The organism is Rhizobium sp. WSM1328, from assembly GCF_057653715.1.
In genome coordinates this window covers 3,146,094-3,166,405 of the sequence record NZ_CM172788.1, presented here as the reverse complement: position 1 = coordinate 3,166,405, position 20,312 = coordinate 3,146,094, and the positions used below count along the sequence as shown (strand labels likewise).

16 protein-coding genes are annotated in these 20,312 nt (G+C 60.9%); 8 read left to right on the top strand and 8 right to left on the bottom strand.

Annotation, left to right across the window (positions count from 1 at the left end; genetic code table 11):
* The first annotated feature begins 48 nt into the window (after window positions 1-48).
* The 5 genes from mmsA (at window position 49) to araD (ending at window position 7,213) form a co-directional block, all read left to right on the top strand.
* Window positions 49-1,587 carry a multiple monosaccharide ABC transporter ATP-binding protein gene (mmsA, locus tag AC2444_RS16060; protein WP_012758576.1) on the top strand — a complete coding sequence of 513 codons (1,539 nt, stop codon included), beginning with the start codon at window positions 49-51 and terminating at the stop codon, window positions 1,585-1,587.
* Window positions 1,584-2,795, top strand: a complete 1,212-nt coding sequence (mmsB, locus tag AC2444_RS16055) for a multiple monosaccharide ABC transporter permease (protein ID WP_003561801.1) — start codon at window positions 1,584-1,586, stop codon at window positions 2,793-2,795. The genes mmsA and mmsB overlap by 4 nt, the downstream gene beginning before the upstream one ends.
* Before the next feature lie 118 nt (window positions 2,796-2,913).
* Window positions 2,914-3,909 carry an AraD1 family protein gene (gene araD1, locus AC2444_RS16050; RefSeq protein ID WP_012758575.1) on the top strand — a complete coding sequence of 332 codons (996 nt, stop codon included), beginning with the start codon at window positions 2,914-2,916 and terminating at the stop codon, window positions 3,907-3,909.
* A gap of 69 nt (window positions 3,910-3,978) precedes the next feature.
* Entirely contained in the window at window positions 3,979-5,412 is a 1,434-nt protein-coding gene (locus tag AC2444_RS16045; protein ID WP_012758574.1) for an aldehyde dehydrogenase family protein, read from the top strand.
* A gap of 61 nt (window positions 5,413-5,473) precedes the next feature.
* A complete protein-coding gene (araD, locus tag AC2444_RS16040) occupies window positions 5,474-7,213 on the top strand; it encodes an L-arabinonate dehydratase (protein WP_012758573.1) in 1,740 nt (579 codons plus the stop codon).
* A 90-nt stretch (window positions 7,214-7,303) separates the two neighbouring features.
* On the opposite strand, the gene AC2444_RS16035 is transcribed toward araD, so the two are convergent.
* The 5 genes from AC2444_RS16035 to AC2444_RS16015 form a co-directional block, all read right to left on the bottom strand.
* On the bottom strand, window positions 7,304-8,365 hold the full coding sequence (locus tag AC2444_RS16035) for an HD domain-containing phosphohydrolase (RefSeq protein WP_012758572.1): 1,062 nt from the start codon (window positions 8,363-8,365) through the stop codon (window positions 7,304-7,306).
* Between the two features lie 362 nt (window positions 8,366-8,727).
* On the bottom strand, window positions 8,728-9,552 hold the full coding sequence (locus AC2444_RS16030) for a transglutaminase family protein (protein ID WP_012758571.1): 825 nt from the start codon (window positions 9,550-9,552) through the stop codon (window positions 8,728-8,730).
* A gap of 12 nt (window positions 9,553-9,564) precedes the next feature.
* A complete protein-coding gene (locus AC2444_RS16025) occupies window positions 9,565-10,506 on the bottom strand; it encodes an alpha-E domain-containing protein (RefSeq protein WP_003561792.1) in 942 nt (313 codons plus the stop codon).
* The gene (locus tag AC2444_RS16020) at window positions 10,506-11,915 is read right to left on the bottom strand and encodes a circularly permuted type 2 ATP-grasp protein (RefSeq protein ID WP_012758570.1); all 1,410 of its coding nucleotides are present in this window, start codon (window positions 11,913-11,915) and stop codon (window positions 10,506-10,508) included. The genes AC2444_RS16025 and AC2444_RS16020 overlap by 1 nt, the downstream gene beginning before the upstream one ends.
* Window positions 11,897-12,064, bottom strand: a complete 168-nt coding sequence (locus tag AC2444_RS16015; RefSeq protein ID WP_155248925.1) for a hypothetical protein — start codon at window positions 12,062-12,064, stop codon at window positions 11,897-11,899. The genes AC2444_RS16020 and AC2444_RS16015 overlap by 19 nt, the downstream gene beginning before the upstream one ends.
* Before the next feature lie 218 nt (window positions 12,065-12,282).
* On the opposite strand from AC2444_RS16015, the gene AC2444_RS16010 reads away from it, so the two are divergent.
* The gene (locus tag AC2444_RS16010; protein ID WP_012758569.1) at window positions 12,283-13,182 is read left to right on the top strand and encodes a DMT family transporter; all 900 of its coding nucleotides are present in this window, start codon (window positions 12,283-12,285) and stop codon (window positions 13,180-13,182) included.
* 96 nt (window positions 13,183-13,278) lie between these two features.
* On the opposite strand, the gene AC2444_RS16005 is transcribed toward AC2444_RS16010, so the two are convergent.
* The 3 genes from AC2444_RS16005 to AC2444_RS15995 form a co-directional block, all read right to left on the bottom strand.
* The gene (locus AC2444_RS16005) at window positions 13,279-15,006 is read right to left on the bottom strand and encodes a DEAD/DEAH box helicase (RefSeq protein WP_017994897.1); all 1,728 of its coding nucleotides are present in this window, start codon (window positions 15,004-15,006) and stop codon (window positions 13,279-13,281) included.
* Between the two features lie 246 nt (window positions 15,007-15,252).
* The gene (locus tag AC2444_RS16000) at window positions 15,253-16,368 is read right to left on the bottom strand and encodes a DNA alkylation repair protein (protein ID WP_012758567.1); all 1,116 of its coding nucleotides are present in this window, start codon (window positions 16,366-16,368) and stop codon (window positions 15,253-15,255) included.
* 153 nt (window positions 16,369-16,521) lie between these two features.
* The gene (locus tag AC2444_RS15995; protein ID WP_012758566.1) at window positions 16,522-17,550 is read right to left on the bottom strand and encodes a LacI family DNA-binding transcriptional regulator; all 1,029 of its coding nucleotides are present in this window, start codon (window positions 17,548-17,550) and stop codon (window positions 16,522-16,524) included.
* Between the two features lie 163 nt (window positions 17,551-17,713).
* On the opposite strand from AC2444_RS15995, the gene AC2444_RS15990 reads away from it, so the two are divergent.
* Window positions 17,714-18,661 (top strand): dihydrodipicolinate synthase family protein, encoded by a 948-nt coding sequence (locus tag AC2444_RS15990; RefSeq protein ID WP_012758565.1) that lies wholly within the window; start codon window positions 17,714-17,716, stop codon window positions 18,659-18,661.
* 193 nt (window positions 18,662-18,854) lie between these two features.
* The gene (locus AC2444_RS15985) at window positions 18,855-20,240 is read left to right on the top strand and encodes an MFS transporter (protein WP_012758564.1); all 1,386 of its coding nucleotides are present in this window, start codon (window positions 18,855-18,857) and stop codon (window positions 20,238-20,240) included.
* Window positions 20,241-20,312 lie beyond the last annotated feature (72 nt).

Sequence of the window (20,312 nt, the reverse complement as noted above, 5' to 3'; positions counted from 1 at the left end):
TTATGATCGCCCGGCTGGTTGACGGCTGCAGGCGCTGGAACTTTGACTATGGACAATACTATCCTCGAAATGCGGAGCATCACCAAGACGTTCCCGGGCGTCAAGGCGCTGGAGAATGTGAACCTCAAGGTTCGCCAGGGTGAAATCCACGCATTGGTGGGCGAAAACGGGGCCGGCAAATCGACCCTGATGAAGGTGCTATCCGGCGTCTATCCGACAGGAAGCTATGAAGGCGACATCATCTACGAAGGTGAGACGCGCAACTTCAAGGTCCTGAAGGACTCCGAAGAAATCGGCATCGTCATCATTCACCAGGAACTGGCGCTCGTGCCGTTGCTGTCGATCGGCGAAAACATCTTCCTTGGCAACGAGAATGCCAAGAGCGGCGTCATCAGCTGGGACGAGACATTCAACCGCACCAAGCAGCTGCTGAAGAAAGTAGGCCTGTCCGAATCTCCGAACACGCTGGTCACCGACATCGGCGTCGGCAAGCAGCAGCTCGTCGAGATCGCCAAGGCGCTGTCGAAGAGCGTCAAGCTGCTCATCCTGGACGAGCCGACCGCCTCGCTGAATGAACGCGATTCCGACGCGCTGCTCACTCTGCTCATGGAGTTCCGCAAGCAGGGCATCACCTCCATCATCATTTCCCACAAGCTGAACGAGATCCGCAAGGTCGCCGACCAGATCACGGTCCTGCGCGACGGCATGACGGTCAAGACGCTCGACTGTCACGCGGACGAGATCAGCGAAGACATCATCATCCGCAACATGGTCGGCCGCGATCTTGAAGACCGCTATCCGCCGCGTTCGGTGCCGATCGGCGAAACCATTCTCGAAGTGAAGAACTGGAACGCCTACCACCAGCAGCACCGCGACCGTCAGGTCCTGCACAATATCAACGTCACCGTACGCAAGGGCGAAGTCGTCGGCATCGCCGGCCTGATGGGGGCAGGGCGCACAGAATTCGCCATGAGCCTGTTCGGCAAGGCCTATGGCCACAAGGTTTCGGGCGAGGCGCTGATGCACGGCAAGCCGGTCGATGTCAGCACCGTGCGCAAGGCAATCGATGCCGGGCTCGCCTACGTCACCGAAGACCGCAAGCAGCTCGGCCTCGTGCTCAACGACACGATCCTGCACAACACGACGCTCGTCAATTTGGCGGCGGTGTCGAATGCGTCCGTTATCGACAGCTTCAAGGAAGCGCGGGTTGCGACCGACTATCGGTCGAAGTTGCGTATCCGTTCCTCCAGCATTTTCCAGGAGACGGTCAATCTTTCCGGCGGCAACCAGCAGAAGGTGGTGCTGTCGAAATGGCTGTTCTCCAATCCCGATATTTTGATCCTCGACGAGCCGACGCGCGGCATCGATGTTGGCGCAAAATACGAAATCTATACTATCATCAACCAGCTTGCCGCCGATGGAAAGGGCGTTCTGATGATCTCGTCGGAAATGCCCGAACTGCTCGGCACGTGTGACCGCATCTACGTGATGAACGAAGGACGCATCGTCGCGGAACTGCCGAAGGGAGAAGCAAGCCAGGAAACCATCATGCGCGCTATCATGCGCTCAGGGGAGAAGAAACAATGACGCCGATCAATCAACCCATCGCAGAGCAAGGGCGTGTCGTCTCCATCGGAGACTACGTTCGCGGCAACATCCGCGAATATGGCATGTTTATCGCGCTTATCGCGATCATGGTGTTCTTCCAGTTTTCGACCGGTGGCGTTCTCTTCAGGCCGCTCAACCTGACAAACATCATTCTGCAGAACTCGTTCATCGTCATCATGGCGCTCGGCATGCTGCTGGTGATCGTTGCCGGCCATATCGATCTTTCGGTGGGATCGGTCGTCGGCTTTATCGGCGCTATCGCCGGCGTAATGACGGTGCAATGGCACACCAATTATGTTCTGGCGGGTATCGTCTGCCTTGCCATGGGCGCGCTTGTCGGCGGCATCCAGGGCTATTTCGTCGCGTATCACAAGATCCCGTCCTTCATCGTCACGTTGGCCGGCATGCTGGTCTTCCGCGGCCTGACGCTGTTCGTGATGACGGCATCGGGGACCGGCACCAGCATCGGTCCTTTCCCGCCGGCTTTCCAGCTGATCAGCATCGGCTTCCTGCCGAACGCTTTCGATATGGGCGGCATCAACTCGACCTCGATCATTCTGACCGTTGTCGGCGCCGTAACCCTCTTCTATCTGGCATGGCGCAAGCGCCTATCGAATGAAAAGCATGGCAATGATGTCGAGCCGCTGGGCTTTTTCCTCGCCCAGAACGCCCTCGTCACGCTCGCCATTCTGGCGCTCGGCTACCAGCTGTCGATCTATCGCGGCTTCCCGAACGTGCTGATGGTCATGCTTGTTCTGGTGGCCGCCTATGCCTTCATTACCCGCCGGACGACGATCGGCCGCCGCATCTACGCCATGGGCGGCAATGAGAAGGCGACGAAGCTTTCCGGTATCAACACCGAGCGGCTGACCTTCCTGACGTTCGCAAATATGGGTCTGCTTGCCGGACTGGCCGGACTGATCGTTGCCCTGCGTCTCAACTCGGCGACGGCCAAGGGCGGCTTTGGTCTTGAACTCGACGTGATCGCGGCCTGCTTCATCGGCGGCGCATCCGCCCAGGGCGGCGTCGGCAAGGTGACCGGCGCTGTTATCGGGGCTCTGATCATGGGCATCATGAACAACGGCATGTCGATCCACGGTCTCGGCACGGACTCGCAGCAGATGGTCAAGGGTGCGGTGCTTCTCGCTGCCGTGTTCTTCGACGTCTACAATAAAAACAAGGGCTGAGCGTCTCAAGGCGTCAGCCAGGCATTCGCAGTCATATGAATGATGGATTCCGGCTCCTGATGGAGCCGGACAGGCGGAGCTTTTTCCTGTCTTCGCCGAAACGAGAAGGATCGAAGACGTGCTTATTTCACAGATCAAGGGTGCAAACGGAGAGATCATCGTCGCCGTGCGTGAGCAGGGCGGCGCTGCAAGGTCGATCAAGAACGCCGTCAGCGTCTATGCGCTGGCGATGGAAGCTGCAGACGGCGGCAAGTCTCTTGCCTCGGTCATCGAAGCGCATGGCTACGGGGACGCCGTCGATCTTGAAAAGGCCTATGCGGAAGGCCGCTTCCTTCCGCCGATCACCCATCCAGATGCCGCGCACCTGCATCTGACCGGCACCGGCCTGACGCATTTGGGCTCGGCGGCAACGCGCGATTCGATGCACAAGAAGACCACCGAAGCCGCTGAGGAAACCCTGACGGACTCGATGAAGATGTTCAAGATGGGCCTCGAGAACGGCAAGCCGAAGGCCGGCGAAAAGGGCGTCCAGCCCGAATGGTTCTACAAGGGCAACGGCTATGGCGCCGCAGCCCCTGGCGCGCCCCTCATCTCGCCCTCCTTCGCGCTCGACGGCGGTGAAGAGCCGGAGATGGCCGGCATCTACGTGATCGGCAAGGACGGCTCGCCCTTCCGTATCGGTTTTGCGCTGTCGAACGAATTTTCCGATCACGTCACCGAGCGGATCAACTATCTCTATCTCGCCCATTCGAAGCTGCGCCCGGCCAGCTTCGGCCCGGAAATCCGTGTCGGCGCTGCCCCGGAGGATATTCGCGGCACCTCGCGCATCAAGCGCGGCGACAAGGTGATCTTCGAAAAGCCGTTCCTATCCGGTGAGGCGAACATGTCGCACACCTTCGCCAATCTGGAATATCACCATTTCAAATATGGCCTCTTCCGTGCTCCGGGCGATGTGCATGTCCATATGTTCGGCACGGCGACCCTTTCCTTTGCCGACGGCGTCAAGACCGAAGAGGGCGACGTCTTCGAGATCGAAGTTGCCGAATTCGGCCTGGCGCTCCGCAATCCGCTGAAGGTGGCCGCCGAGGAAGAGATCGCCGTCAGGCAGCTCTGAATTCAAGACCTGGCCGCATCCGCCGGCCGGCTCTTTGCTCGTAAACGGTAAAGGAGGCTTGTTAAGCCCATGACCATTTATCAAAACCTGATCGCCGGCGAATGGGTCGGCTCGAACGCGACGAAGAATATCAACCCATCGGATACGAATGAGGTCGTCGGCCTCTATGCCGATGGCAGCGCAGATGACACGAGAAACGCCATTGCTGCCGCCAAGGCTGCCTTCCCAGCCTGGTCGCGCTCCGGCATCTGGGAGCGCCACGTCATCCTGAAGAAGACAGGCGACGAGATCATGGCGCGCAAGGATGAGCTCGGTGCGCTGCTTGCCCGCGAAGAAGGCAAGACGCTGCCGGAAGCCACCGGCGAGGTGATCCGCGCGTCGCAGATTTTCGAATTCTTCGCCGGCGAGGCACTGCGGCTGGCCGGTGAGGTCCTTCCGTCGGTTCGCCCGAATATCGGTGTCGAGATCACCCGCGAGGCGCTCGGCGTCATCGGCATCATTACGCCGTGGAACTTCCCGATCGCCATTCCCGCCTGGAAGATCGCGCCGGCGCTCTGCTACGGCAACACTATCGTCTTCAAGCCGGCCGAACTGGTGCCCGCCTGTTCCTGGGCGATCGTCGATATCCTGCACCGCGCCGGCCTGCCGAAAGGCGTGCTGAACCTCGTCATGGGCAAGGGCTCGGTCGTCGGCCAGGCCATGCTCGAAAGCCCCGACGTTCACGGCATCACCTTCACCGGTTCCACCGGCACCGGCAGACGCGTCGCCGCCGCCTCCATCGAGCATAACCGCAAGTTCCAGCTGGAAATGGGCGGCAAGAACCCGATGGTCGTGCTCGACGATGCCGATCTCAACGTCGCCGTCGAGGCGGCCGCCAATTCCGGCTTCTTCTCGACCGGCCAGCGTTGCACCGCTTCCTCGCGGCTGATCGTCACCGAAGGCATTCACGACAAGTTCGTCGCAGCGCTGACCGATAAGCTGAAGACGCTGGTCGTCGACAACGCCCTGAAGGCCGGCACTCATATCGGCCCCGTCGTCGATGAGCGGCAGTTGAAGACCGATACCGACTATATCGAGATCGGCAAGTCGGAAGGCGCCAAACTCGCCTTTGGCGGCGAGGTGATCTCCCGCGAAACGCCCGGCTTCTATCTGCAGCCGACGCTGTTCACCGAAGCGACCAACCAGATGCGGATCTCGCGCGAGGAGATCTTCGGGCCCGTGGTGTCGGTAATCCGGGCGAAGGATTACGACGAGGCGCTGGCGACGGCCAATGACACGCCGTTCGGCCTTTCGGCCGGCATCGCCACGACTAGCCTGAAACATGCCACGCATTTCAAGCGCAATTCCGAGGCCGGCATGGTGATGGTCAACCTGCCGACGGCAGGCGTCGATTTCCACGTGCCGTTCGGCGGCCGCAAGGGCTCGTCTTACGGCCCGCGCGAGCAGGGCAAGTACGCCGCCGAATTCTACACAACCGTCAAGACCGCCTACACCCTGGCTTGAGACAAGTGCGATAACCCGGGCCGTACGAGGCGGTCCGGCGATATCCTGAAGGATAGAGACTATGAAAAAGATAGCGGAATGGCCGCGCAGGCTGAGGTCGCAGGAATGGTACGGCGGTACGAGCCGCGACGTGATTTATCACCGCGGCTGGCTTAAGAACCAGGGTTATCCGCACGACCTGTTCGACGGCCGGCCGGTGATCGGCATCCTCAACACCTGGTCGGATATGACCCCCTGCAACGGTCATCTCAGAGAGCTCGCCGAGAAGGTGAAGGCGGGCGTATGGGAGGCCGGCGGCTTCCCGCTCGAGGTGCCGGTGTTCTCGGCATCCGAAAACACCTTCCGCCCGACCGCGATGATGTACCGCAATCTTGCCGCGTTGGCGGTAGAAGAGGCGATCCGCGGCCAGCCGATGGATGGCTGCGTATTGCTGGTGGGCTGCGACAAGACCACGCCGTCGCTTATCATGGGGGCGGCTTCCTGCGACCTGCCTTCTATCGTCGTCACAGGCGGACCGATGCTAAACGGCTATTTCCGTGGCGAACGGGTCGGCTCGGGCACGCATCTGTGGAAGTTTTCCGAAATGGTGAAGGCCGGCGAGATGACGCAGGCCGAATTCCTCGAGGCTGAGGCCTCGATGAGCCGTTCGTCGGGCACCTGCAACACCATGGGCACCGCCTCCACCATGGCTTCCATGGCCGAGGCACTCGGCATGGCTCTGTCAGGCAACGCCGCGATCCCGGGCGTCGATTCCCGCCGCAAGGTCATGGCGCAGCTGACCGGCCGGCGTATCGTGCAGATGGTCAAGGATGACCTGAAGCCCTCCGAGATCATGACGAAGCAAGCCTTCGAGAATGCCATCCGCACCAACGCGGCCATCGGCGGATCGACCAACGCCGTCATCCACCTGCTCGCCATTGCCGGCCGTGTCGGCATCGATCTTTCGCTTGACGACTGGGATCGCTGCGGCCGTGACGTCCCGACCATCGTCAACCTGATGCCGTCGGGCAAGTATCTGATGGAGGAGTTCTTCTATGCCGGCGGCCTGCCGGTGGTGCTGAAGCGCCTCGGCGAGGCGGGCCTGCTGCACAAGGATGCGCTGACGGTATCCGGCGAAACCGTCTGGGACGAGGTCAAGGACGTCGTCAACTGGAACGAAGACGTTATCCTTCCGGCCGAAAAGGCGCTGACAGCTTCGGGCGGCATCGTCGTGCTGCGCGGCAATCTCGCGCCGAAGGGCGCGGTGTTGAAGCCTTCGGCGGCTTCGCCACATCTGCTGGTGCACCGGGGCAGGGCGGTCGTGTTTGAGGACATCGACGACTACAAGGCCAAGATAAACGACGAGAACCTCGACATCGACGAAACCTGCATCATGGTCATGAAGAACTGTGGGCCGAAGGGCTATCCCGGGATGGCCGAGGTCGGCAACATGGGTCTGCCGCCGAAGGTGCTCAAGAAGGGCATCCTCGACATGGTGCGTATTTCCGACGCCCGCATGTCCGGAACTGCCTACGGTACCGTCGTGCTGCACACCTCGCCGGAAGCGGCGGTCGGCGGTCCGCTCGCAGTCGTGAAAAACGGCGACATGATCGAGCTGGATGTGCCGAACCGTCGTCTGCATCTCGACATTTCCGATGAGGAACTGGCGCGGCGGCTCGCTGAGTGGCAGCCGAACCATGATCTGCCCACATCCGGCTATGCCTTCCTGCATCAGCAGCATGTCGAAGGGGCCGATACCGGCGCCGATCTCGACTTCCTGAAGGGATGTCGTGGAAACGCGGTCGGCAAGGACAGCCATTAACAGGTGCAATCAGGACAGTGAATCGACGAAGAGGCGGGGTATCACCCCGCCTCTTTTTTTGTCCGCCGGTTCCTTGCAGGCTAATGGTGATCAGGCGTTTGAGACCACCATGCTGTGATCTTCGTCGGCGCCATGTTCGAAGAGCGCGCGGATTGCCGGCCATTTGCGGCGGAAAGCGGCGACGCAGGCGGGGTCGAAATGCGATCCGCTGCAGGCGATGATTTCCTCGTAAGCCCGCTCGATCGGCCAGGCCTGCTTGTAGGGCCGGTCGGAGCAGAGCGCTTCGAAGACGTCGGCGACGGCGACGATGCGCGCTTCGATCGGGATGGCGTCGCCGGACAGGCCCTTTGGATAGCCGGTTCCGTCCCATTTCTCATGATGGCCGGCGATGATGGCGGTCGCGACGCGGGAGAGCTCGGCGGAGCTGTTGGCCAGAATGGCGACGCCGATTGGGACATGCTCGCGCATGCGTTCGATCTCGTGCCGCTCGAGCTTGCCCGGCTTCTGCAAGATGGCATCGGGAATGGCGATCTTGCCGATATCGTGCAGGGGAGCAGCGAGATAGATATTGCGCCGCTGGATGCGATCGAGGCCGAGGCCTTCGGCGATCAGCTCGGCGATATTGGCGACGCGCTCGATATGGTCGCCGGTATTGCCGTCGCGCGAGGCCATCGCTTGGGCAAGGCACCAGATGATCTCCTGCTCGCGCATGTCGGCCTGTTCGGTGGCGTGGCGGAAGGCCATGTCCAGTGATTTCGCCCGGTCGGCAAGCGCCAGCTGGGCCTTGTGCAGGGCCATCAGGTTGAGGACGCGTGCCTGCAGTTCCAAGGGGTCGAAGGGCTTGGCGAGAAAATCCGTGGCGCCGGCCTCCAGCGCTTCCAGCCGAACCGACCGCTTCGCCTGCGAGGTGATCATCACGACGGGCACATCCTCATAACCCGGCTGGCGCCGCAGCCTGCGGATCATCTCGATACCGTTCATCTCAGGCATCATATAATCCACCAGCACAACGTCGAAATCGACCTCCCGGCAGCGGGCAAGGGCTTCGAGCGGATTGGTGAAGCTTTCGACCACACAGCCGGCGAAACCACAGACTGCGGTCTCAAGGGCGAGAAGGCTGGATTCGCTGTCGTCGACGATAAGAAGAGGCATGGACGATCCCGTTAAATCCCAGAAGCAAACAGGCTGCCCTCATCGGAGGGCGCGTTCGTCGCCTCATCCATGCCGGCAACTGAAGATCATTATGAAAGCTTGCATCATGCCGCTTCTTAAACGACGCCTGCCGAAATACACTAGGCGTCGCCGCAGACAAGCTTGTGCCTGCGGCCTTAAAATAGAGTTAGTCTGCAATGAAAAATTGACGAACGGCAATTATGACGTGTGATGGGTGTCGGAAAACAGCGGAATTTCGAGACCGTCGGTCGCTATATTCAAGTCCAACATGTTTGTTTCGCGACGAGTTCGGCAGCTATTCTACCGGCCAATCGCAGGGTGCGATAAAGCTGCATGTATGTTCAGCTCTGGCTCTGGCTTTGCATCTGTCCGCCGTCCTCGACCTTCACGGTGACCGTCAGCGTTTCGCCCGGCGTGCCGATGCGCATGCCTGAAATCGGCGCGGCATCACGATAGCAGAGGCCGGAGGCGACTCTGATGTAACGGGCATCCGGGCAGATCTCGTTGGCGGGATCGAAGCCGACCCAGCCGAGGCCGGGAATATGGGCCTCTGCCCAGGCATGGGTCGCCGCCTGTTCGATCTTTTCCTCCATCATCAAATAACCGGAGATGTAACGCGCCGGCACCTGCAGGGCGCGGGCGGCGGCGATGAAAATATGCGCATGGTCCTGACAGACGCCGCTCTTCCTCTCCAGCGCCTGCTCGGCCGTCGTCTCGGTATTGCTGGTGCCGGGCCTATAATCGACCGTTTCGTGGATCGCCGCCATCAGCGCATGCATGCGGGCGAGCTCGTTATCGCCACCGACGCCCTTGATCAGTTCCTTCACCAGCTTGCCACCCTTTGTCAGCGGTGTGTCGCGCAGGAAGAGCCAAAGCGGGCAGAAGCCGGTATGCGGACCGGTGACGCCGTTGTTGTCCCCCGTCTCGACCTCGCCTTCGGCGAGGATACGCGTCACCTCTTGTTCGCCTTCCAGCGAGACTAGATTGACGTGATTGCCGTACTGGTCGTCATATTCGACCTCCGGCGTAGCGCCCTCGACCTTCAGGGCCCAGCCGAGTACTTTTTGAGTGGAGTTCGTTGGCGGCGTCAGCCGCAGCCGTTGCAGCGAGAACTGCGCCGGTTCGTCGTAGCGGTATTCGGTGAGGTGGCTGATCTTCAGTCTCATGTTGTTATCCGCTTATACATAGAACCGGTAGCCATCGGAAATTTCCGCGCCGAGCTTGTTGTTGCGCGAGACGAAATCCTCCAGGAACTCGTGCAGGCCCTGATCCATGATATCCCGGATCGCCCTCGTCTGCAGCGTGGTGCGGATTGAATCCGCGGTATCGTGGGCAGGGAGCCGCGCCTCGTAATCCTGGGCAAGATAGCCGAGATTGCTGACGATCTTCTCGTAGCAATAGGCAAGCGAGCGTGGCATCTGGACATTCAGCGTCAAGAAGTCGGCGATGTTCATCGCCCGGTATTCGCCGTCATAGGCCCAACTATAGGCGCGGTGCGCGGAGACCGATCGCAGGATCGATTCCCACTGCACATTGTCGAGGGAGGAGCCGACGGCCGAGACCGAGGGCAGCAGCACGTAATATTTCACGTCGAGGATGCGGCTGGTATTGTCGGCCCGCTCGATGAAGGTGCCGATGCGGGCAAAATTATAGAGCTCGTTGCGCAGTGTCGAGCCATGGAAGGCACCGCGGATGAGGCCGGCGCGGCGCTTGATGACATCGATCACCTCGGGCATTTCAGCCGCCTTGACGCGCTTTTCGAGCAGCGACTTCAAGTCGATCCAGCATTCGTTGGTGGCTTCCCAGGTCTCCCGCGTCAGCGCCGTGCGCACCATGCGGGCATTGTTGCGGCCGGAATCGATGCAAGACATGACGCTCGACGGATTGGTGCGATCGCGCAGGAGATAGTCGATCGCGTCGGCGTTGGTCAGCTTGTTATGGCCCTCATCATAAGCCTCGCGCACGCCCGCACTTTGTAGAACGCCATCCCAATTGTCATCACCGGTGCTGCTGCGGGTCAGCGACATGCGCAACCCCGCATCGATCAGGCGGGCTATATTTTCGGCGCGCTCGATGTAACGAAACATCCAGTAGAGGCCGTTTGCTGTTCTTCCGAGCATCAGTCCTCCAATACCCAAGTGTCTTTGGTGCCGCCGCCCTGGCTGGAATTGACCACCAGCGAGCCCTGCTTCAGCGCTACGCGGGTGAGCCCGCCCGGAATGATCTGCACCTTGTCGGATACAAGCACATAGGGGCGAAGGTCGACATGGCGCGGCGCAATGCCCTTGTTGACGAGGATCGGCACCGTGGAGAGCGACAGCGTTGGCTGGGCGATGTAATTGTTCGGTTTGGCCTTCAGCTTTTCGGCGAAATCGGCGCGCTCCTTCTTCGATGCCGTCGGGCCGACCAGCATGCCGTAGCCGCCGGAGCCGTGCACCTCCTTGACCACCAGCTCTTCCAGGTGTTCCAGCACATATTTCAGGCTGTCGGCTTCCGAACAGCGCCAGGTCGGCACGTTTTCGAGCAGCGCCTTGCGGCCGGTATAGAATTCGACGATCTCGGGCATATAGGAGTAGATCGCCTTGTCGTCGCAAATGCCGGTGCCCGGCGCATTGGCGATGGTGATGTTGCCGGAGCGGTAGACATCCATGATGCCGGGAATGCCGAGCGCGGAATCGGACCGGAAGGTCAGGGGATCGAGGAAGTCATCGTCGACGCGGCGGTAGAGCACGTCGATCGCCTCGTAACCGCGTGTCGTCCTCATTTTCACCTTGCCGTCGATGACGCGCAGATCCGCGCCTTCGACCAGTTCGACGCCCATCATGTCGGCGAGGAACGAATGCTCGTAATACGCGGAATTGTAAATGCCCGGCGTCAGCACGGCGACGCGCGGCTTGCCCTTGCAGCCGGGAGGGGCAAGCGAGGCGAGGCTCTGACGCAGCAGGTAGGGATAATCCTCGACACGTTGCACCTTGTTCTCATGAAAGAGCTCAGGGAACATCTGCATCATGGTTTCCCGGTTTTCCAGCATGTAGCTGACACCGGAGGGCGTGCGGGCATTATCCTCCAGCACGTAAAACTGGTCCTCTCCGGTGCGCACGATGTCGGTGCCGACGATGTGGGTATAGACGCCGCCGGGCGGCCGGAAACCGATCATTTCGGGGATGAAGGTGACGTTATTCTCGATCAGCTCACGCGGAACGCGGCCGGCGCGGATGATCTCCTGCTTATGGTAGATATCGTCGAGAAAGGCGTTGAGCGCGATCACCCGCTGCTCGATGCCTTGGGCGAGCTTGCGCCATTCGCGGGCGGAGATGATGCGGGGAATGATGTCGAAGGGGATGAGCTTTTCGGAACTGTCGGCATGGCCGTAGACCGCGAAGGTGATGCCGGTCTTCCGGAAGATGTTTTCCGCATCGCGGGACTTGGCAATCAGATGCGCCCGGTCTTGGCTGTTGTACCACTCGAAGTATTTGTCGTAAGGCGGGCGAGGGCTTTCGTCCCCGGTAATCATTTCATCAAATGCCAAAAGCGCGGCTCCCCTTTTTGTTCATTTGAATACAACGCAAATGGCAATGCAAGAACCATGCGCAGTTCAGGGAAAAGATTTTGCGCTGCGGGAAACGGGTGAAAATCTGGGCATTTAAAGTGATGCGCTGCGGCATGGCGGATATTCATCCAAGGTGTCTGCGCAAAATCTGAGCATGTGACCGTTTTTCGTTCTGTCAAGGCGATCGAATATGGTCATGTGTGCGAGGCTCGCCGCCCCTTGCCGAACCGCCATCGGTCTCTGCATCAGTGAAATTTCAAATAAGCATCAACCCTTCGCTTTTGACTACAGCCGCCGGGTGGGGCTATCAGCACGGCGAACCCTCCTCTGTCGAGCCGCGCGCCCCATGTCCCTCGATCGCCTTGCCCCCGCCGTTTTCGTCCTGCTCTGGTCTACGGGCTGGGTGGTGGCGAAATATGCCTCGCTGCATTCCGAGCCCTTCACCTTTCTTTCGATACGTTATGCGCTGTCGGCGGCGGCATTCCTGGCACTCTGCCTTGTGGTGCGGGCGCAATGGCCCAGCCGGGCGAGGGCGCTGCGCGCCGTCTATTCCGGCTTCTTCCTTCATGGTTTCTATCTCGCCGGTCTCTGGTGGGCGATCGCCAATGGCGTGCCGGCCGGCATATCGGGCATCATCGCGGCGCTGCAGCCGCTGCTGACGGCAATGGCAGCTCCCTTCCTCATCGGCGAGCGGCTGCAGCAGGCACAGAAACTCGGCCTTGCCCTCGGCTTCATCGGCATTGCCATCGCCATTTCGCCGAAGCTGCTCGATCCGGCGACCGCCGATCTCACGCATGCCGCCCTGCCTCTGGCGATCAACCTCGTCGCCATGGCGTCCGTCACCTACGGCACGCTCTATCAGAAGAAACACCTGCAATCCGGCGACCTCAGAACCATCGCGACCTTGCAATATATCGGCGCGCTGATCCTCACCCTGCCGCTGTCGCTGATCTTCGAGCATCAGCATTTCGACGGCGCCGCGCAGGCCTATGGTGCGCTTGCTTGGTCGGTCTTCGGCCTGTCGATGGGCGGCGTCGGGCTGCTGCTCTATCTGATCCGCCGGGGTCAGGTGTCACGCGCCGCCTCGCTGATCTATCTGATGCCGCCAGCGGTTGCTCTCGAAGCCTTCATCGCCTTCGGGGAACCGCTGACCCTGCCGCTGATCGTCGGCACCGTGGTGGTCGTGACAGGCGTCTATCTCACGAACCGCAGGGCGTCCAGCGAGCATAGGCCTGCGGAGGTTTAGAGCGCCGCGCGTCCTTTCGGACGCCCAAAGCACGATGCGCTAGATAATAAAAAGGCCGGAGATCCCCGGCCTTTTTGCCTTTCAATCTTTCAACGATCAGGCGCGTTCGCGGCGCTGGCCGCCGCCGTTGCGGGAGCCACCGCGGTGGTTGCCGCCGTTGCCGTCGCGGCGTGGTTCGCCGGCCTGGGCCTGCTGCGGGCCGCGGTCCTCGCCGTGCTTGCGGGCCGGGCGGCCGTGGGCATGGCGGCTGTTGCCGCGGTGATGACCGCTCGGCTCACCATTGGCATGGGCGCCGTGATGGGCCGGACGCTGCGGCTTTGCAGAGGCGCGGAAATCGGAGGTCGAGGCCAGATCGTTGTCGGGGCCGAGATCCGGCGTCGTTTCACCGCGGCGCTGACCGCGGAAATCCTCGTTGCGGCTGGTCTGGCGTTCCGGACGCGGACGACGCTCCTCGCCGCCGGCGCGGACTTCGCTGCCTTCACCTTCGCGGCGCGGGCGGCGTTCCTGACGGTTGCCGCGATGCTCGGAGCGATTCTGGTCGCCACGGCCTTCGCCACGACCCTGACCTTCGCGACCCTGGCCGCCATTGCGATTGCGGTTGTTGCCGTTGCCGTTGGCGCGACGGGGGCCGCCGCTGATGTTTGCCGGCGCTTCGCCGCTTGCGACAGTGATGTCGATGCCCATCAGGCGCTCGATATCACGCAGCAGCTTGGCTTCGTCGGGAGCGCAGAAAGCGATGGCGATGCCGTCGCGGCCGGCACGCGCCGTGCGGCCGATGCGATGCACATAGGCGTCGGGCACTTCAGGCAGGTCGTAGTTGTAGACGTGGCTGACGGCCGGAATGTCGATGCCGCGGGCGGCGACGTCGGTGGCGATCAGCGTCTTGATGCTGCCGTCGCGGAAGGCCTTCAGCGCCCGCTCGCGCTGACCCTGGCTCTTGTTGCCGTGGATCGAGGCGACGGAATAGCCGATGTTTTCGAGATGCTTCATCAGCTTCTCGGCACCATGCTTGGTGCGCAGGAAGACCATGGCGCGGCCATCGGGGTTTTCGGTCAGCGACTTGCGCAGCAGCTCCGTCTTGTCGTTCTTGCCGGCGACGAAATGAACGTACTGCTCGACCTTGTCGGCAGCCTTACCTGGAGGCGTGACTTCGACCTTGACGGGATCGACGAGATATTCGCCGGCAAGATCGGCGATCGCCTTCGGCATGGTCGCCGAGAACAGCATGGTCTGACGCTTTTTCGGCACCATCTTGGCGATCTTGCGCAGATCGTGGACGAAGCCGAGGTCGAGCATCTGGTCGGCTTCGTCGAGCACGAGATAGCGAACGGCAGTCAGCGTGATCGCGCGGCGATTGATGAGGTCGAGCAGGCGGCCGGGCGTGGCGACGAGAATGTCTGTGCCCTTTTCAAGCTGAAGCTGCTGCTTGTTGATCGAGACGCCGCCGACGACGACATTGATGCGCAGCGACGACTTGCGGATGAACTTCTTCAGGCTCTCGGCGATCTGGTTCACCAGTTCGCGGGTCGGCGCAAGGATCAGCGTGCGCGTCGTGCGGTTGTCGGGGCGGCGTTCATCGGCGAGCAGCTTTTCGATAAGCGGCAGGCCGAAAGCGGCGGTCTTGCCGGTGCCGGTCTGGGCAAGGCCGATCAGGTCGCGGCCTTCGAGGAGGAGAGGAATTGAATGTTCCTGGATGGGCGTCGGCGTTTCGATGCCGAGCTGGAACAAAGTAGCGACGATCGGCTTGGAGACACCAAGCGATTCAAAATTAGTCAAGGTATAACCTTTCGGGGCGCCACAATGACTATCGCCGGAACGCACCATGCGATCCGGTTTCATTCTGGCGTCAAGAACCCCGCGTGAAGTGGGAACTTGTGAGTTGGAAAAAGCTTTCCAGCGCTTCTGGCCGCTCATGGGAGTGCGGCGCTCTATCGAAATGCGCTTTTGTCCCTTCTTCCTGCATCTGTATTTTTCAGCAGGGGCACGCTCACGCGGCGGCCGGAAGGGTGAAAGCTGACCCGCATTTGGGCTAGTTCGCGTGGAAAGTCAAGTGCGGTGCACAAGAAAGCCTCAGCCTTGGTCAGGTGAGGGCATGACGAGGACGAAGCTTTGCGATGCTGTCTCTGCGCCGTTGACGAGGATGGCGATGCGATGTTCGCCTGGATAATAGCGCCGCGTCGTGATTGGCCGCATGGCGTGACGACGCTCAATTGTATGGCTTTGCCCCGGAGCGAGCAAGATCGCCTTGCACTTGAACACCTTGGGTGAGAGCGAACCGTCGCTCTTCACATGGTGAACGGCGTAGTCGATCATCAGCGACTGCGCTCGCTCGCCTGCATTCGTCACCCGGATTTCGAAATCCAGCCCTTCGCCGAACATCACCTCGCCGTTTACGAGCCGCAGTTCGCATTCGAGCGAATCGCTGGCCGCGAAGCCGAAATTGGCGAGCGCCTGCGCGTGGCCGTTCTTCATCAGCGTGCGTGAGGCATGTTTCAGCAGCCAGCGGCGTTCGGGCGAAGCGCCTTCGATATGACTGGCGATGAACGCGGCGACCAGATCCGGGTGGTCCTTGGCGACGTCGTTCAGGCTGTTGGCCACGGAGCGGCGCACATAATCCTCCGGATCATCCATCAGCGCGGTCAGGATGGGCAGGATCGGAGCCGGATCCTTGACGAGCTGCGGCAGGCGCATCGCCCAGGGCAGGCGCGGCCGCGTTCCCTCGCTCGCCAGCCGGCGTACATGCTGGTCGGGATCGTCGACCCAGCCGGAAATGATGGCCAGCGCGCGCTGCTGGTCGCGGTGGATGAAGGGGCGGATACCGAATTCGGCGGTGAAATGCGGCGTCAGCGCCTTCAGGAGCTCGAGCCCCAGATCGAAATGATCAAGGCCGCGTGCGGCGATGAACTGATTGATCGGCAGCAGCATCCAGCCGGAGAGCCCCGGACTCCCGGCAGTGGGCAGGCTGGCCTTGAAAATGGCTGCGGCCTCCCGGAAATCACCGGGAAGCGTGGCAAACAGCGCGTCGCGGATAAGCGCCGAGCGCTCCATCAGCTCCAGCGCTCCGAGGCCATCGGTCGCCAGCATCACGAAGCGTTTTTTATCGAAAGTTGGCGCGTTGCCGGCAATGCGATCGGCCATATCGCCGACCAATGCCTCATGCAGCAGGTTCTTGAGCGGTTCCGGCATGCTGGTCCTTCCTCTCTATGCGGCCGCCGCATGCCGGCCGCATAAGGGCAACATGGTCTGCGAAACATCTGGCGATTTGCTATCGGAGAATAGAGTGATCGCACCCGCTCGAGCAATCGTGTGCAGATAGCGGAGGTGTGCGTGTGGCGCGAGTTAGCGTAGCGGTGCCGTCGATTTCCTTGGAATAAGTGTGGGGGCCGAGATCCGAATACGCTCGTCGGCGGGACTGTTGTCGCCGGCAAGAAGATCGAGAGCGTTTGCTGCAATTTGCTCAAACGGCACCCGCAACGTCGTGAGCGGCGTAGGGAGGTGGCCGACAATCGGAATGTCGTTATAGCCTACGATCGAGATGTCCTGCGGCACGGAAAGACCAAGTTTCGTCAGTCCCGACAACGCGCCGATAGCGGTATTGTCGTTGACGGCGAAAATAGCGGTTGGGCGGGGATTAAGATGCATCAGGGTTTCGACGGCCACCGCACCGGACTCGATGCCGAATGTCGAGGGAATGATGTATGAGGGATCTGCATTCAGTCCGGCCTCTTCCAAGGCGTGGCGGAAACCCTCCACGCGTCCCCGCGAACTGGAGGCATAGGATGGACCGGCGATGACGCCAATTCTGCGATGGCCGAGATCGAGGAGGTGGCGGGCGGCGAGGTACCCACCGAGCCTGTCATCGCCGACCGACGAGAGGCTGTGGCCATCCGTCCGGAGTGCCAGGACATAAGGAATACCGCGTTTTGCCAGCTCGTCCGGAAAGTCATCGTCTTCCCGCGCTGTCGAAAGAATCAGACCATCGACGCCGCGTTTCAGCAGAGACTCGGCCGCAAGCCGGTCTGCCTTTGGCTTGTCGTCGGTCGTTGCGACAATCGCGAAGCGGCCGCTACGGCTGCAGGCCTTGGCCAGTGCTTCATAAAGCATGGCCATGACCGTATCCGTCAGCCTGGGCACGATCACCCCGATTGTCATCGTGTTGCCGCGCCTGAGGCTCGCTGCGGAAACATCCCGAACGTATCCGAGCTCTTCGGCAACCTTGCGCACGCGACGCGCTGTCTCGCTGTCGGAGCGGGGAAGCCTCTCGTCCAGTATGCGGGACACGGTAGATTTGGAGACACCGGCTGCGGCAGCGACGCCGTGAATAGTGACGCGGGTCTGTCCCGGAACTTCATCCGTCTTTGAACTCATTGAGCCTTTTCCATTCGAGTCGGCAATCGGCCGTCGCCATTCTGAGCATGCACCAAAAAAGATATTGACTCCAGAGAATTCGAGAACGATATTGGGAACGTTCCCGTAAACGATCCTATATCGGTCGCGAGTGAACCGCGATCGCACGAAGGAGGAGACCAATATGCAACCGATGGATATGCGCGGGCTGAGCCCGGCCCCCGTTACCGCTTTCACCCGCGACGGTGAAGTTGATCACAAAGCCAACGCCAAACTCGCCAAATGGCTAGTTTCGATGGAAGGCGTCAAAAGCCTCGTCATCCTCGGCCATGCCGGCGAAGGCACCTTCCTCACGGAAGAGGAGCGCCTTGCTCTCATCCGCACCTATGTCGAAGCTGTCGACGGTGCCGTTCCGATCATTGCCGGGATTACCGGTGAAGGCACGAAGGTCGCCGCTGAAGAGGCGAGGAAATGCAAGGCTGCGGGTGCCACCGGCGCACTCGTCTATCCGAACCACGGCTGGCTGCGTTTCGGCTTTCAGAAGGGAGCGCCCCAGGATCGCTACAAGGCAATCTGGCAGGAGTCTGGCCTCCAGTGCATCCTGTTCCAGTATCCCGACGCCACCAAAGCATCATACGATCTCGAAACACAGCTTGCGATTGCCACACAGGAAGGCGTCGTCGCCACCAAGAACGGCGTGCGCAATATGAAGCGCTGGTATGTCGAAATTCCAGAGCTGAAGAAGGCCAATCCAAAGCTGCAGGTTCTGAGCTGCCACGATGAATGGCTGCTGCCGACCATGTTCGATGTCGACGGTCTGCTCGTCGGTTATGGCAATATTGCGCCGGAGCTGCTCATCGACCTGATCAAAGCCGGCAAGGCGCAGGACTATCCGGAAGCGCGCAAGATCTTCGAGCGCCTTCTTCCGGTGACGCGTGCCGTCTATCACCGCGGCTCTCACATGGAAGGCACCGTGGCCCTGAAACTTGGACTCGTGCACCGCGGTATCCTTGACCACGCTACGATCCGCGAGCCGCTGAAGAACCTTGGCGAAAAGGCCGAAGCAGAGATCTTCGCCGCCTTCGACGCCGCCGGAATTGGCCGCGTTGACCAGTTGCTGGCTGCCGAGTGACCTCTTTGACGCCCCTGCGCAGGTCGCAGGGGCGCATTCCGATGGGAGGAAACCATGGGAACCCGCCGAGTCAGGCTTAATAGCTTTGAAGGCCATTGCCCTGACAGGACGAACTGACACGCAGTAGCAACCATCAAGCAGGAGCGCCCCTGGCCGGGAGAGTAGTAGGCCACGGGGCGAGAAGGAGGAACCAATGAATGTCATGCAGCCTATGCCGGCTGAGACGGCGAATGCCGCTGATCGTCAGGCCGAAATCAGCGCTCGTCTGGAGCGCCTTCCCATCACCCGTGAGGTATTTTGGGCGCGCAATATCGTCGGCGCCGCAACGTTCTTCGACGGCTACACGGTCATCGCCATCGCTTATGCCATGCCCGTCCTCGTGCGCGAGTGGGGTCTGACCCCCTCGCAGACCGGCATGATCCTGTCGATGGGCTATCTGGGGCAGTTGATCGGTGCGATCCTGTTTGGCTGGCTCGCCGAGAAGGTTGGCCGGCTGAAAGTTCTTCTGTTCACCATCCTGCTCTTCGTCAGCATGGATGTCGCATGCCTGTTTGCTGCCGGGGCCGGCATGATGATGGCCTTCCGTTTCGCCCAGGGGATCGGCACCGGCGGCGAGGTCCCAGTCGCCAGCGCCTATATCAACGAGTTGATCGGATCGAAGGGGCGCGGCAAGTTCTTCCTCCTCTATGAGGTCATGTTCCTGCTGGGCCTCGTCGGCGCCGGGCTGATCGGCTACTTCATGGTACCGGTTTACGGCTGGAAGGCGATGTTCGTCGTCGGTCTCGTTCCCGCACTTATCATGATTCCTCTACGCTGGTTCCTGAAGGAATCACCGCGTTGGCTAGCTGCCAACGGCCGCTATGGCGAAGCAAACGCTATCGTTACCCGCATGGAAGAAAGTGCTCGTGCAGCCGGCAAGGAATTGCCCGAACCGAAGCTCATCCAGGCGCCGGTCCGCCGCCAGTCGGACTGGCGCGAACTCTTCCAGGGCATTTACTTGAAGCGGACACTTTCCATCTGGGTCATGTGGTTTACCGCCTATACGGTCGCCAACGGTACGATCACCTGGCTGCCGACCCTGTATCGACAGGTTTTCAACCTGCCGCTTCAAACCAGCATCTTCTATGGTTTCCTGACGTCGGTCGGCGGCGTGATCGCCGCCGTCATCTGCGCGCTGCTCATCGACAAAGTGGGACGCAAGCGCTGGTACACCGGTGCGCTGCTTCTCGCTCCCCTTCCGCTGCTGGCTCTCGCATGGCTCGGCGCGACCTCTCCTATCCAGGTTTTGGTTCTAGCCGGTCTCGCTTATGCGATCGTCCAGACCGTCACATTCTCCCTTTACCTGTACTCGGCAGAGATCTACCCGACACGCCTCAGGGCTTTGGGAACCGGAACCGGCAGTGCCTGGCTTCGCCTGGGATCATCGGCCGGCCCGATCCTCGTCGGCACGGTGATGTCTTCCATGGGCATCCAGTATGTCTTTGCGAGCTTCGCAGCCATTCTGATTGTCGGTGCAATCGTCACGATGTTGTTTGCGGTCGAAACCAAGGACCGCGTGTTGGAGGAGCTTTCTCCGTAACGGTTGAAAATGCGATCTGCTCAGCTTTGATCTGGCGGATGGAAATCCGCCAGTTTCATTTGGTCGCCGTTG